Annotated in this window: 12 protein-coding genes; 4 read left to right on the forward strand and 8 right to left on the reverse strand. The window is 75.6% G+C overall.

From position 1 onward, the window contains the following. Nucleotides 1-91 precede the first annotated feature (91 nt). Complete coding sequence (locus tag AB0N76_RS37155; RefSeq protein ID WP_363565096.1) at nucleotides 92-883, reverse strand: TetR/AcrR family transcriptional regulator; 792 nt, start codon at nucleotides 881-883, stop codon at nucleotides 92-94. 108 nt (nucleotides 884-991) lie between these two features. On the opposite strand from AB0N76_RS37155, the gene AB0N76_RS37160 reads away from it, so the two are divergent. Beyond that, on the forward strand, nucleotides 992-2,545 hold the full coding sequence (locus tag AB0N76_RS37160) for an MFS transporter (protein WP_363565098.1): 1,554 nt from the start codon (nucleotides 992-994) through the stop codon (nucleotides 2,543-2,545). Between the two features lie 45 nt (nucleotides 2,546-2,590). On the opposite strand, the gene AB0N76_RS37165 is transcribed toward AB0N76_RS37160, so the two are convergent. Beyond that, entirely contained in the window at nucleotides 2,591-2,854 is a 264-nt protein-coding gene (locus AB0N76_RS37165) for a dsRBD fold-containing protein (RefSeq protein WP_363565100.1), read from the reverse strand. A gap of 381 nt (nucleotides 2,855-3,235) precedes the next feature. Between AB0N76_RS37165 and AB0N76_RS37170 the strand changes: the two genes are divergently transcribed. Together AB0N76_RS37170 and AB0N76_RS37175 are read left to right on the forward strand one after the other, a co-directional pair. Beyond that, complete coding sequence (locus AB0N76_RS37170) at nucleotides 3,236-4,240, forward strand: DMT family transporter (RefSeq protein WP_363565102.1); 1,005 nt, start codon at nucleotides 3,236-3,238, stop codon at nucleotides 4,238-4,240. A gap of 19 nt (nucleotides 4,241-4,259) precedes the next feature. Then, the gene (locus tag AB0N76_RS37175) at nucleotides 4,260-4,973 is read left to right on the forward strand and encodes a DUF6629 family protein (protein WP_363565104.1); all 714 of its coding nucleotides are present in this window, start codon (nucleotides 4,260-4,262) and stop codon (nucleotides 4,971-4,973) included. Here AB0N76_RS37175 and AB0N76_RS37180 read toward each other — a convergent pair. The 4 genes from AB0N76_RS37180 to AB0N76_RS37195 all read right to left on the reverse strand — a co-directional run bounded on the left by AB0N76_RS37180 (nucleotide 4,944) and on the right by AB0N76_RS37195 (nucleotide 9,007). Further along, nucleotides 4,944-5,645: a hypothetical protein gene (locus tag AB0N76_RS37180; protein WP_363565106.1), complete on the reverse strand. Its 702-nt coding sequence runs from the start codon at nucleotides 5,643-5,645 to the stop codon at nucleotides 4,944-4,946. The two genes, AB0N76_RS37175 and AB0N76_RS37180, sit on opposite strands and share 30 nt — an antisense overlap. A 188-nt stretch (nucleotides 5,646-5,833) precedes the next feature. Next, the gene (locus tag AB0N76_RS37185) at nucleotides 5,834-7,177 is read right to left on the reverse strand and encodes an MFS transporter (RefSeq protein WP_363565118.1); all 1,344 of its coding nucleotides are present in this window, start codon (nucleotides 7,175-7,177) and stop codon (nucleotides 5,834-5,836) included. A 110-nt stretch (nucleotides 7,178-7,287) separates the two neighbouring features. Beyond that, nucleotides 7,288-7,953 carry a helix-turn-helix domain-containing protein gene (locus tag AB0N76_RS37190; RefSeq protein ID WP_363565108.1) on the reverse strand — a complete coding sequence of 222 codons (666 nt, stop codon included), beginning with the start codon at nucleotides 7,951-7,953 and terminating at the stop codon, nucleotides 7,288-7,290. A gap of 139 nt (nucleotides 7,954-8,092) precedes the next feature. After that, nucleotides 8,093-9,007, reverse strand: a complete 915-nt coding sequence (locus AB0N76_RS37195) for a hypothetical protein (RefSeq protein WP_363565110.1) — start codon at nucleotides 9,005-9,007, stop codon at nucleotides 8,093-8,095. Between the two features lie 331 nt (nucleotides 9,008-9,338). Here AB0N76_RS37195 and polX point away from each other — a divergent pair, with 331 nt between their 5' ends. Next, complete coding sequence (gene polX / locus AB0N76_RS37200; protein WP_363565112.1) at nucleotides 9,339-11,066, forward strand: DNA polymerase/3'-5' exonuclease PolX; 1,728 nt, start codon at nucleotides 9,339-9,341, stop codon at nucleotides 11,064-11,066. Between the two features lie 299 nt (nucleotides 11,067-11,365). On the opposite strand, the gene AB0N76_RS37205 is transcribed toward polX, so the two are convergent. Both AB0N76_RS37205 and AB0N76_RS37210 read right to left on the reverse strand, forming a co-directional pair. Beyond that, entirely contained in the window at nucleotides 11,366-12,058 is a 693-nt protein-coding gene (locus AB0N76_RS37205) for a response regulator transcription factor (RefSeq protein ID WP_363565114.1), read from the reverse strand. Nucleotides 12,059-12,153: 95 nt separating this feature from the next. Then, on the reverse strand, nucleotides 12,154-12,562 hold a 409-nt coding region (locus AB0N76_RS37210; RefSeq protein ID WP_363565116.1), incomplete at its 5' end, for a hypothetical protein.

Below are 12,562 nucleotides of genomic sequence, written 5' to 3' on the forward strand. Positions count from 1 at the left end.
GGACCGCCTCCGTCACCGCCCCGGTCGTCGCCGGCAGGAACCGCCGCGCGACCGCCCGGGCCGCCCGGTTCTGACCCGCGCCCGGCGGCGGCTACCCGCGCACCAGGCCGCCGATCAACGCCGCCAGGGCCGCCCGCAGGTCCCCGCAGTGGTTGCCCACGCCGGTGTACCCCTCCTCGGCCAGCACCCGCCCCAGGGCCGGGAGCCGCGCGGCGTCCACCCGTTCGAAGACCGCCCGCCGCTGGTTGGGCTCGCGCGGCGGGCTGACCGGGTGCTCGGAGAGCAGTTCGCCGAGGACCAGCTGCCAGCAGGCGCGGAACGCGGACAGCGCGCGCCCGGGCGGCAGTCCGGCGGCCATCAGGTCGGCGAGGCAGGCGTCGTTGAAGGGCAGCGCGTTCTCGGCCACCAGCTCGCCCCGGATCAGGATGTGCAGCACCCAGGCGTGGCCGGCCATGTGGTCGTGGGCGTCGAGGAGGCGGCGCAGCAGCCGGGCCTCCGGGTCCGTGCCCGGGACCTCGACCGGCAGCCCCTCCGCGATCTGCTCCAGGACCGCGATCAGCAGCGCGTCGCGGTCGGTGACGTGCCGGTAGAGGGACGCGGGCGCGGTGCCGAGTTCGGTGGCGACGGCGCGCATGGTGAGCGCGTCGATCCCGTCGCGCTCGATCACCCGGCGGCCGGCGGCGACCACCCCGGCCGTGGTCAGCCCGGGACGCGGGCGCCTGCGCCCGTACTTGCCGCGCTCCTCACCCGCACCGGGGGAACCCTCGGCGCCGTCGGCCCCGACCGCATCGACTGCCCCGACCGCCTCGGCCGACCCGGAGGGCCCGTGCGCCCCGTGCGCCCCGTTTTCACCGGCGCCCGGCCGGCCGCTCCGCTCTGACACCCCGCCATCCTGCCATGCCTGTGCCAACCCGCCTCCGACCTGGGACACTTGCGACCCTCGTTAACTTAGGCTTACCTTACGCGAACAACGTTCGCATAGGAGGCCACCATGCCCGAAGCCGCGCCACCCCACCCGTCCCGGACCACCCCCGGCCGGGGTGCCACCCGCCCCGGACTCGTCCTGGCGACGGTCTCCGTCTGCCAGCTGATGGTCACGCTCGACGCCAGCATCGTGAACATCGCCCTCCCCGCCATGGGCGAGGCGCTCGACTTCGCCGACAGCTCGCTGCCGTGGGTGGTCAACGCCTACGCGCTGGCCTTCGGCGGGCTGCTGCTGCTCGGCGGCCGGATCGCCGACCTGGTCGGGCACCGCCGGGCGGTCCTCTCCGGCCTGGTGCTGTTCGGGCTCGCCTCTGTCCTCGGCGGCTTCGCCCAGACCCCCGGGCAGCTGGTCGCCGCCCGGGCCGGCCAGGGCGTGGCCGCGGCGGTGCTGGCCCCGATCGGCCTGACCCTGATCATGGTCACCTTCACCGAGGGGGCGGCCCGGGCCCGGGCGATCGGCGTCTGGTCGATGGTGACGGCGGGCGGCAGCGCGCTCGGCGTCCTGCTCGGCGGGGTGCTCACCGACCTGCTCGACTGGCGCTGGGTGTTCTTCGTCAACGCGCCGATCGTGCTCGTCGGCCTCGCCCTGGCGGCGCGTTCGGTCCCGGCCGCCCGCCCGCCGCGCACCGGCCGTCCCGACGTGCTCGGCGCGCTGCTCGGCACCGGCGCGATGACCGTCCTGGTCTACGGCCTGATGGAGACCGACCGTCATCCGTGGGGCTCCGCCCGGACCCTGGGCACGCTCGGCGCCGCCGTCCTGCTCGGGCTCGCCTTCCTCGGCTGGGAGGCCCGGTTCGCGCCCCGCCTCACCCAGGCGCCGCTCGTCCGGCTGGGTGTGCTCCGGGGCCGGACGGCCTGGGTGTCGAGCCTGCTGGTCACCCTGCTCGGCGCGGCCATGCTGGTCGGCTTCTACTTCTGCTCGCTCCACCTGCAGAACGTCCTGCACTACGGCCCGCTGGCGGCGGGCGCCGCCTTCCTGCCGTTCTGTGCCGGGACGGCGGCGGGCAGCGTGGTCGCCGGTCGGCTCACCGCCCGGTTCGGCGGACGGGCCACGCTCACCGGCGCGCTGCTGCTCGGCGCCCTGGGGATGCTCTGGTTCGGCGGGCTCGACGTCGACTCCGACTACCTGACCGGCTTCGTCGGACCGTCACTGGTCGCCAGCGTCGCCGTCGGCGTCTGCATGGTCGCCAACACCGCGATGGGCGTCTCCGGAGTCGACCCGGGCGAGGCCGGACTGGTCAGCGGACTGCTCAACGCCGGGCGCCAGTGCGGCGGCAGCATCGGCCTCGCCGTGCTGTCCAGCCTCGCCGTGGCGGCCACCCGACGGGCCGCGGCGGACGGCCAGAGCCCGGAGGCCGCGCTGGCCGCCGGGTACGAGCACGCGTTCGTGGCCACCGCCGTCCTGCTCGGCGTGGCCGCGCTGCTCGCTCTCCTGTTCGTCCCCAAGCGGGACCGGAGGGACGGCCGGACGGACGACCGGAGGGACGGCCGGACCGACGGCCAAGAGCGCGTCACGAGCGGTGGACGGGCGGGTGAGCCGGTGCCCACCCGCACCGGCTGACCGGCGCGGCCGCCGCGTGGCCCCGCCGATCCGCCGTCCGCTCCGTCAGTAGACCAGGTACCCCGGCCGGTGCCCCTCGTCCTCGATCTCCCCGTCCGCCTGGGCCTTCAACTTGCGGGACAGCGCCTCCAGCGCCCGTGCGGCCGCCATCTCCTCGCCGATCCGGGCGAGCGGGCGGTCCTCCCTGCTCTTGGTCGCCTCACCGTGTGCGGAGAGGCCGGGTGCCCGGGCACCGGTCAGCCTCGCGTCGCACCCCGTGTGGACGCCGTCCTCCTCGAAGCTCAGCTCCACATCCCACTGGTTGTGCATGCCACACCTCCTGGCGCCGGCCCCCGTCGCGCCTGCTCGGGCCGGTAGGGGTGGTGCCCCCGCGGCGGCCGCTCACACCAGCGTGCGCCCGCCACCACCACGGCGGCAAGCGGGGACCGGGCGCCCGGACGGGGGCGCCCACGGGCTCCCGGCGGGGCACCGGCGGAGCATCGGCGGGGCACCCGGTGGCGGGGTCGGCGGGCCCGGTGGGGCGCCCGGTTCCAGGGGTCGGCGACCGGCCCCGGCGGTAGGCTGGCCACAGCGCGCCGTTGCCGCGGGACACCCCGCTGCGGAACACCGGCCCCCCGGACGACCTCGCCGAGGAACCGTCCCCGGGACCCGGCGGTACGGCGCGGGCAGCAACCTTCGGGTGGTCCCTCCGTGGCGGTCTTCCTCCTGGCACTGGGCGCCGCCTGCTTCCTGGGCCTCGGATTCGTCCTCCAGCAGCACGCGGCGCAGCGGGCCCCGCGTGCCGACATGCTGCACTGGCGACTGCTGCTCGACCTGCTGCGGATGCCCGAGTGGCTGCTCGGCACCGGCTTCATGGTCGGCGGACTGCTGCTCTCCGCGCTCGCCCTCAACCAGGGCGAGGTCTCGCTCGTCGAACCCCTCCTGGCCACCAACCTCATCTTCGCGATGGCACTCTCCCGGGTGCTGACCCGCCAGACCCTCGGCCGCTCCGGCTGGGCGGGCGTGCTGCTGCTCGCCGTGGGCGTGACGACGTTCATCGTGGCCGGCCGACCGACCGGGGGCGGCCCACCCGCCGGCGAACTGCGGCACTGGCTGGTGGTCGGGACGGTGGTGGGACTGACCCTGCTGCTCGTCTCGCTGGCCCGCCGGATGCCCCTGTTCGAGGAGGCGACCCTGCTCGCCCTGGCCGCCGGCCTGCTCTACGGGCTCCAGGACGCGCTCACCCGGACCACCACCCAGCGGCTCGACCACCAGGGGCTGGAGGCCGTACTGCGCAGCTGGCAGCCGTACGCGGTGGTGGCGGCGGGCGTGGTCGGGCTGCTGCTGGTGCAGAGCGCCTTCGAGGCGGCACCGCTGCGGATGTCCCTGCCCGCGCTGACCGCCGCCCAGCCGATCACCGGGATCGCCTGCGCGGTGGGCTTCCTCGGCGACCGGCTCCGGGTCACCCCCGGTGCGCTGGCCTGGGAGGCCGTCGGCCTGCTGGCCATCGTGATCGGGGTGGTGGTGATCGGCCGCCATCCGGCGATGCCCGGCTCGGTCGCGGAGGAACTGGAGAGCATCGGCGAAGTCCCGGGCGATCAGGCCGATGAGGCCGATGAGGCCGAAACCGACCCCGGTGACGCCCCCGACAGCGACACCGAGGGCATTGACGACAGCCCCGACGGCGGCACCGGCCCGCCGACGGGCGTCCGGTGAACGGCCGCCGGAGCATCCCGTGTGCTGGAGCGCCCAGGCGGACCTGTTGGTCGGCGGCACCGTGTCGGCCGTCGGTGTGCTCTGCCTGCTCCGGGCCCACCGCGCCGGACGAACGGAACGCCTGCTGCTCGCCTCCCTCCCCCTGGTCCTGGGCCTGCACCAGCTGATCGAGGCCGCCGTCTGGTTCGGTGTGGACGGCGACCTGCCCGCCGGACCGGCCGGCTGGGCCCGGACGGCCTGGGCGGTGATCGCGCTGCCGCTGCTCCCCGTCCTGGTACCGGTCGGTGTCCGGCTCGCGGCACCCGGCGGACCGGTCCGACGACGGCTGCTGACGGCCCTGGCCGCCCTCGGACTCCTCGTCGCCGTCCCGCTGGCCGTCGCCATCGCCTCCCACCCGGTCGTCGCCGTCGACCGCGGTCACACCCTCGACTACCGCCTCGGCGTCGCGCACCCCGCCGTCCTGCTGGCCGGCTACCTCCTGGCCACCGTCGGCGCGCTGCTGCTCAGCGGCGACCGCCTGCTCCGCCGCCTCGGCCTGCTCACCGGCGCCGGCGCCCTGGTCTGTGCGCTGCTCTGGCGGCTGGCCTTCGTCTCCACCTGGTGCGCCCTGGCCGCCCTCGTCTCGGTCCTCCTCCTCCACTGGACGACCGCCGCCCCCGCCCCGCCCCCCGACCGCCCCATCGCCCCGACCCTCCGCCGGACCTCAGGACGGCGGAGCGGCCCGGTCGAGTGAGATCTGCTCCACCGCGGCGCGCCGGGCGGCGCCGATCCTGTCGGCTTCCAGGGAGAGCAGCCAGGGCAACAGTTCGGCCCCCGCGTCCAACTCCCGGTAGAAGCCGAGCCACAGGCCGCCGAGCTGTCCTTCGAACAGCCAGTCGTCGAGTGCGTCGTCCAGGTGCCGGTCCGCCGCCTCCGTCCGGGCTCCGGCCCAAGCCGTCAGCCACGGTGCCAGGGCGCCGGTGCTGACGGCAACGGTCTCCAGCACCCCGAGGACGTACGCGGTGCCGGGGTACTCGTGCAGGGCCGAACGCCACCAGGCGTGCCAGACCTGCTCCAGCGCGCCCCGCTGCGAGGCGGGCCAGTCCTGCCAGCCGGCGGCGAGCAGCCGGGAGGCGATCAACCCGTGGTCGACGTGCAGCCGATCCGTGACCAGGAGCCGCACGATCCGGGGCGTCATCCGGCGGTACAGCGCGGGGAAGTCCTCCCAGTGGTCGGACGACTTGGCCGCCACGGACGCCAGCAGGCCTTCCGGCACCCGCTCGACGGGGCCCGCGAGGGCTGCGAGGTCGCTCTCGGCATAGCAGTAGGTGCAGCCGCCGACGGTGATCGGCGCCGAGACGACGGACGCGAAGGCGGCGTCCAACGCGTCGAGCGCGTCCCGCAGCCGGGAATGGGGATCGGTCATGGGTGGCCTACCCGGGTACTCCGTCCGGCGTACCGGCGAAGATCCGGACGCTACCAGTTCCCAGCCCCAACCCCCAGCCCTCAGCCCCAGTCCGCAGCCCCTGCCCCTGCCCCGGCCCTTGCCCCGGCCAGGTCCGTCGGACCACGGGACGCCGCCGGCCACGCTCGAACGGCCGGTCCGGGTGGTGGTCAGGCCGCTGCCCGGGGCCGGGCCGCCATCTCGTCCGCTGGTTCGCCTGGTTCGCTGCCCGCGTGGGTGGCCGCGCCCGTGGCCGGGGTGCGACCGCGCAGGCGATCCATCTCTCGCCACTCCGGGCGCAGGCCCGACAGGGTGGTGGTGGCGAAGTAGAGGCCGCCGCACACGAGCAGCACCGGTATGAGGCCGACCAGGGCCACCGCCGACCCGGCGAGCAGGCCGCCCAGGGGGATCCCGGCCCAGGCCAGCGAGTCGCCCAGGGCGTTGACCCGGCCCAACAGGTGGCGTGGCACCCGCTCGAACTGGATGGCGCCGAGGATCGGGTTGAGGAATCCGGAGCCGAACCCGCTCACCGCGAAGACGGCGAGCATGACGCCCATCGGCAGGTCCAGCGCCAGGACGACGAACCGCGGCGCGCCGCAGAGCAGGAAGCCGACGAAGAACACCGCCCGACGCGGCAGCCGGTGGGCCACCATCGCCGCGATCAGGCTGCCGGCCACCGCCGCGATCCCCCAGACGCTCCCGATCAGACCGATGGCGGCCGGGCCGCCTCCCGTCTCCTGGGCCCACACCGGGACCAGCACCGTCATGTACCCGGCGTCCAGGAGGTTGGTCACCGCGATCATCACGATGATGGTCAGCAGCAGCGGCTCACCCCGCAGGAAGGCGAAGCCCTCCCGGAACATCCGCCAGTAGCCGACCCGGGGCTCCGCGGGCACCGCCCCGCCGGTCGCGTCGACCCCGGTCGAGGCCGCGCCGGTCGCGTCCGCCCCGGCCGCCGACGGAGCGGCGACGGCCCGCCCGATCCCGCGCGGTAGCGCGACCGCGATGACCAGCGAGCCCAGCGCGAAGGCGACCGCGTTGGCCGCGAGCCCGGACATCGGACCGAGCAGCGCGACCAGACCGCCACCGACCATCGGGCCGATCGTGGTGGCCAGCCGCTCCGTCACCCCCGCGAGACCGGTGGCCCGCTCCATCGGGACCCGGGCCCGGTCGGCCGCCTCGGGGACCATGACCTCCTTGGCCAAGTCCCCCGGGCCGCGGGCCGCGCCGATCACCGCGACCATGACCAGCAGCAGCCAGAACGGCAGCAGGCCGAGACCGTGCAGCAGCGGGACCAGGCCGGCCGCGACGGCGCTCACCGCGTCCGTGCTCCAGGAGACGACGCGCGGGCCCAGCCGGTCGATCACCGGGCCGGTCAGCGCCTTCACCAGCACGTACGGCGCCAGCTCGACGAACGCGACCACGCCGGTCATGGTGGGGCTCCCGGTGGTGGCGAGCACGAACCACGGCAGTGCGATGGCCGACACCCGCGTGCCGGTCAGCGAGATGGCCATCGCCGACAGCACGCCGACCAGCGGCCGCAGACTGCGCGGCGCGCCGACCTCGGCAGCGGCCGGGCCGCCGGTCGCCCCCGCGGCGGCGCTCTCCGCCGCCACTCGCGCGGTCATGACCGACCCCCGGACCTGTCCGGCCCCTCCGAACCCACGGACCCCGTCGGCCCCTCGTCCGCGACCTCCTGCGGCTCGGGCAGCACATGGACGACGACCGCCACCCGGTCGGTGCCCTCCGGGGCGGGGGCCGCCGGATCGAGCCGGCGGTAGCGGGCGATCACCTCCGTCAGCTCGCCCGCGAGGGCCCGGGCCTCCAGCGGGGAGAGCTGGAGCACCATGTCGCTGAGGTCCAGCGCGTGCCGCCACTCGACCGGCATGGTCTCGTAGGCGTTGAGCGCGGTCTGCGCGGTGAGGGTGTGCGCCGCGACGATCGACCTCAGGTAGCCGAGCGCCGCCTCCGGCTCCTCCTCGGCGAGGTCGGCGTCCGTCCACCACGTCACCTGGTGGACCGCCCGCCACCAGCGCTCGCGGGCGTTCCCCCGCTCGGTGTCCTCGGCGACGAAACCGGCCGCCGCCAGCTGGCGGAGGTGGTAACTGGTCGCGCCGGAGTTCAGCCCCAGCTGCTCGGCGAGCCTGGTGGCGGTGGACGGGCCGTTCAGGCGCAGCAGCCCGATCAGCCGCACGCGCACGGGGTGGGCCAGGGCGCGCAGGCCCTTGGCATCGATCACGACATCGGTCTGCGGATCCGAACTGTGCGGCCACCTGCGGTCTTCGGTCATGGCAGCACCATAGGACCGCAAACAGTTCTTCGCAAAGGGTTTTTGCGAAGAAGTCTTTGCGGTTCCACCGAGCCGGACGAGCACAGGCGAACCCACGGCCCGAGCGGACCGGCGCCCCCCCGGCCAGTCCCGCCCCCCGTCAGTCCCGCGCGACGGTCAGCACCAGGACCACGGTGAGACCCCCGCCGGGCGTCTGCTCCACCGCCAGCCGGCCGCCCGCCGCCCGGACCACGGCCGACATCGACGGCCCGCCCGGTTCGACGCCCCGCACCCCCGACAGCAGCCACTGCCGCGCCTCCGGCAGCTCCGACGCGCCCCGGTCCACCACCCGGAGCTCGACCCGGGCCGGCTCCCCCGCGGCCGCCTCCGCCGGACCGGACCCCGCGCCGAACCGCGCACCGAACCGCGCGCCGAAGTCCCGACCGAAGTCGGCCCCGAGGTCGGCCCCGAGGTCCATGCCGAACTCCCCGCCGAACTCCGCGGGGTACGCCACCGGGAACGCCCGCCCGCCCCGCCCGCCCGCGGCACCCGGGCCGGGCAGCGGATCCGCCGTCACCAGCACCCGCGCACCCGGCGGGTTGCGGCGGATCGCGTGGTCCACCAGCCCGGCCAGCGCGGCCTCCAGCCGCGTGGCGTCCGCGACCACCACGGGCAGCCCCAGCGGTATCCGGACCGCCACGACCGGCGCCCGGCCGCCGCCCCGCAGCACCCGCCCGACCACCTCGGCCAGCTGGACGTGCCGCGCGTCCGGCACGCACCCACCGGCCCGGTCCGTCCACCGCAGCCGTTCCAGCTCGGGCCGCGACAGCAGCTGCGGCCCGGCCATCCCCCCGGCCCCGCCGCGGCCCGGACCACCGGGCTCCGCCATCCCGGCCGGGCCGCCGAACGCCACCCCGCGCGCCCCCGGTTCCGGCCGTCCCCCACCGGCACCGCCACCACCCACACCCTTGAGCAACCGCACGCCCGCCGACGCCCCGGACCGCCCGAACGGAGCGAATCCGCCCAGCGCCCGGGCACCGGAAGCGACGTAGCCCCAGAGCTTCCCGCCTGCCATCGCCCTGCCCCTCGTCCCGCACCGACCGGGTCCGCCACGTCCGCGGCGACCCGGTACGGACCGTTCCCCGGCCCTGCGCCAAGCCTGCGCCTCCGCCGCCCGGGTGACAATCCGGCCTCCGGGCCCCCGCCCGCCCCGGCCACCCCGCCGACCAGCGGGGCCGTCACCCGTCACCCGACGGGGCGCGGCAGCACGGCGCGCGCCCGGCCGCGCACGCCCCCGGCACCGGCCCCGCCCGGCCCCGCACGCCCCTGGCCACCGACCCCACCCGCCCCCGGCGGCCGCTTCCGCCCGCCCGGCCCGATCCGCCCGCCGAACCTAGACTGACCCCATGGCCCGGCTCAACGACCAGGTCAGGGAGCTGCTCCAGGAGTACGCCGACCTGATCTCGATCACCGGTGGCGACGCCTTCCGCGCCCGCTCCTACGAGAAGGCCGCCCGCGCGGTCGGCGGCCACCCGACGGACCTCGCCGAACTCGACCTCAAGGGCCTCCAGCAGATCCCGGGCGTCGGGAAGTCCACCGCGGGGAAGATCGCCGAGTACCTCGCCGACGGACGGATCGCCGCCCTGGAGGACCTCCGCGCGAAGATCCCGGCCGGGGTGCGCGCGATGATGTCCGTCCCCGGCGTCGGCCCCAAGCGCGCCCTCGCCCTCTACCGCGACCTCGGCATCGCCTCCGTCGACCAGCTCGCCGAGGCGATCCGCGCCGACCGGCTGAGCGAGGTGCCCGGCCTCGGCGAACGCAGCGGCGAGAAGATCCTGCACGGCATCGAGCTGATGCGGCAGTCCGGCGGCCGGACCCTGCTGGACGTCGCCACCGCGCAGGCCGAGCAGCTCGTCGCGGCCCTGACGGCCGTGCCGGGCTGCACCCGTTGCGCCTACGCGGGCTCGCTGCGCCGGATGCGCGAGACCGTCGGCGACATCGACGTCCTGGCCACCGCCGAGGACTCGGCCCCGCTGATGGCCGCGCTCACCGCGCTCCCCTACGTGGCCGAGGTGATCGGCAGCGGTCCGACCAAGACCTCGGTCCGCACCACGGACGGCCTCCAGGTCGACCTGCGGGTGGTCCCGGAGGAGGACTGGGGCGCGGCGCTGGTGTACTTCACCGGCTCGAAGGCGCACAACATCCGGCTCCGCACGATGGCGGTCCGGGCCGGCCTCAAGCTCTCCGAGTACGGGCTGTTCGACGCCGAGAGCGGGGAGAAGGTCGTCTCGGCGACCGAGGAGGAGGTCTACGCGGCGCTCGGCCTGCCGTGGATCGCGCCGCCGCTGCGCGAGGACCGGGGCGAGATCGAGGCCGCCCTGCGCGGCGAGCTGCCGGAGCTGGTGACCGAGGCGGACCTGCGCGGCGACCTGCACACCCACACCGACCTGACCGACGGGCTGGCCACCCTGGAGGAGATGATCGACACCGCCGCCGCCCGCGGCTACGCCTACTACGCCGTCACCGACCACGCGCCCGACCTGGTGATGCAGCGGATGACGGACGAGAAGATGCTCGCCCAGCGGGCCCGGCTGCGCGAGCTGGCCGGACGCCACCGGCGGATGCGGCTGCTGCACGGCACCGAGCTGAACATCGGCCGGGACGGCACCGTCGACTGGCCCGCCGAGTTCCTGGCCGGCTTCGACGTCTGCGTGGCCTCCGTCCACTCGCACTTCGGCGCCGACCGGGCCGCCCAGACCCGCCGGCTGGTCCGCGCCTGCGAGAACCCGCACGTCCACGTGATCGGCCACCTCACCACCCGGCGGATCGGCCGTCGCGGACCGATCGACGTCGACCTGGACGCCGTCTTCGCGGCCGCCGCCCGCACCGGCACCGCCATCGAGATCAACAGCTCGCCCCAGCGCCTCGACCTGCGGGACGAGGACGTGCTCCGGGCCAAGCGCCACGGCGTGAAGTTCGCCGTCGACAGCGACGCGCACGCCACCCCGCACCTGGCCTACCCCCGGTACGGGATCGGCACCGCGCAGCGCGCCTGGCTGACCGCGGGGGACGTGATCAACACCTGGCCGTGGCAGCGCCTCAAGCGGTTCCTGCGCAAGGACGCGCTGTCCTGAACCGCCGGCGCCCCGAAACACCGGCGCCCCGAGACGCCGATGTCCGATTCGCCGGAATTGGTCCGGAAAAACCCTGGTGCGCGAACCCGTCGAGGCGCATCATGGTTATGGACCTGCGAGGTAGTCGGAGGAAGTTCGACCGCAGGAGGCAGTGGCGACAGATCGAGACGGATCAGGGTCTGCCGCTGGTACCTCGGTCGACGATCGAACTGTACGGGCCGGAGGACACGAAGTCCGGAGGCCACCCCCCGCCTCGCAGGTTCCTCACGCCCGGCCGCCGGAGCGCCGCCGGCCCGAGGCTACGCCGGGCCCGGCACCGCGTACCCCATCTCCCAGGCGTGCACGGCGATGCCGACCCGGTTCTGCACCCCCAGCTTGCGCTGGATGCTGGCCACGTGCGTCTTCACCGTGCCCGGGGAGATGAACAGTTCGGCGGCGATGTCGGCGTTGGTCCGGCCCGCCGCGACCTGACCGGCGATCTCCACCTCGCGCTCGGTCAGCGGCGCCACCGGGGCCGACCGGCGGTCCGTGCGCCGGGGCGCGGTCACGTGCTGCAGCAGCCGGACGGTCACCGACGGGCTGATCAGGCTCTCGCCGCCCGCCGCCGCCCGGACCGCCTCGGCCAGCAGCGCCGGACCGGACCGCTTGAGCAGGAACCCCGAGGCCCCGTGCCGCAGCGCCGGGTAGACGTACTCGTCGAGGTCGAAGGTGGTCAGCACCACCACCCGCACCGGGGTGGCGGCCCCCGGGCCGGCCAGCCGCCTGGTCAGCTCCAGCCCGTCCATCCGGGGCATCCGGATGTCCACCAGGGCGACGTCCGGGCGCAGCTCCGCGGCGAGTTCGAGCGCGGCGACCCCGTCGGACGCCTCGCCGACCACGGTGATGTCGGGCTGGGCCTCCAGGATCCGCCGCACGCTGCGGCGCACCGCCTCCTGGTCGTCGGCGATCAGCGTGCGGATGGGTTGCGGGGGTTCCGGGTGCGGGCTCGTCACGCACCGCAGTCTCGCACGACGCGCCGACGGCCCCGCCCGGAGGCGGGTCGGGCGGCCCGGCCGGAGCAGAATCAGGCGGACCGGCCGGAGCAGGGTCAGGCGGACCGGCCGCCCTTGAGGTCGGTCGCCTTGCCGTCGCGCAGCACGGTCACGTGCGGCGGCACCTCGACCCGGAACCGCGCGTCGCAGTCGGCGTAGCCCGAGCAACTCGCCTCCAGGGTGAGCGTGTCGCCCTCCAGCGTCCAGCCGCTCCGCTGCCGGCCGATCACGTTCGCCTCGAACCAGCGGGTGACCTTGACGTCCTGACGGTCCGTCGCGACGAGGTCGGTCGGGACGTCGTGCAGCGAGACGACGTTCAGCGTGCCGCCGGTGAACCCGAAGACCATGGACTCCGGTTCGGCGTCCTCGGCCCGGGCGCAGCCGGCCACGGCGGCCGGGGCGGTCGGCGGGCCGGGTGCCCCGCCGGTGCGGGCTCCTCGCCCTCGCCGTCCTGCTGGCCGCCGT

The sequence above is a fragment of the Kitasatospora sp. NPDC093806 genome, assembly GCF_040683335.1.
In the GTDB taxonomy this organism is placed as follows: Bacteria; Actinomycetota; Actinomycetes; order Streptomycetales; family Streptomycetaceae; genus Kitasatospora.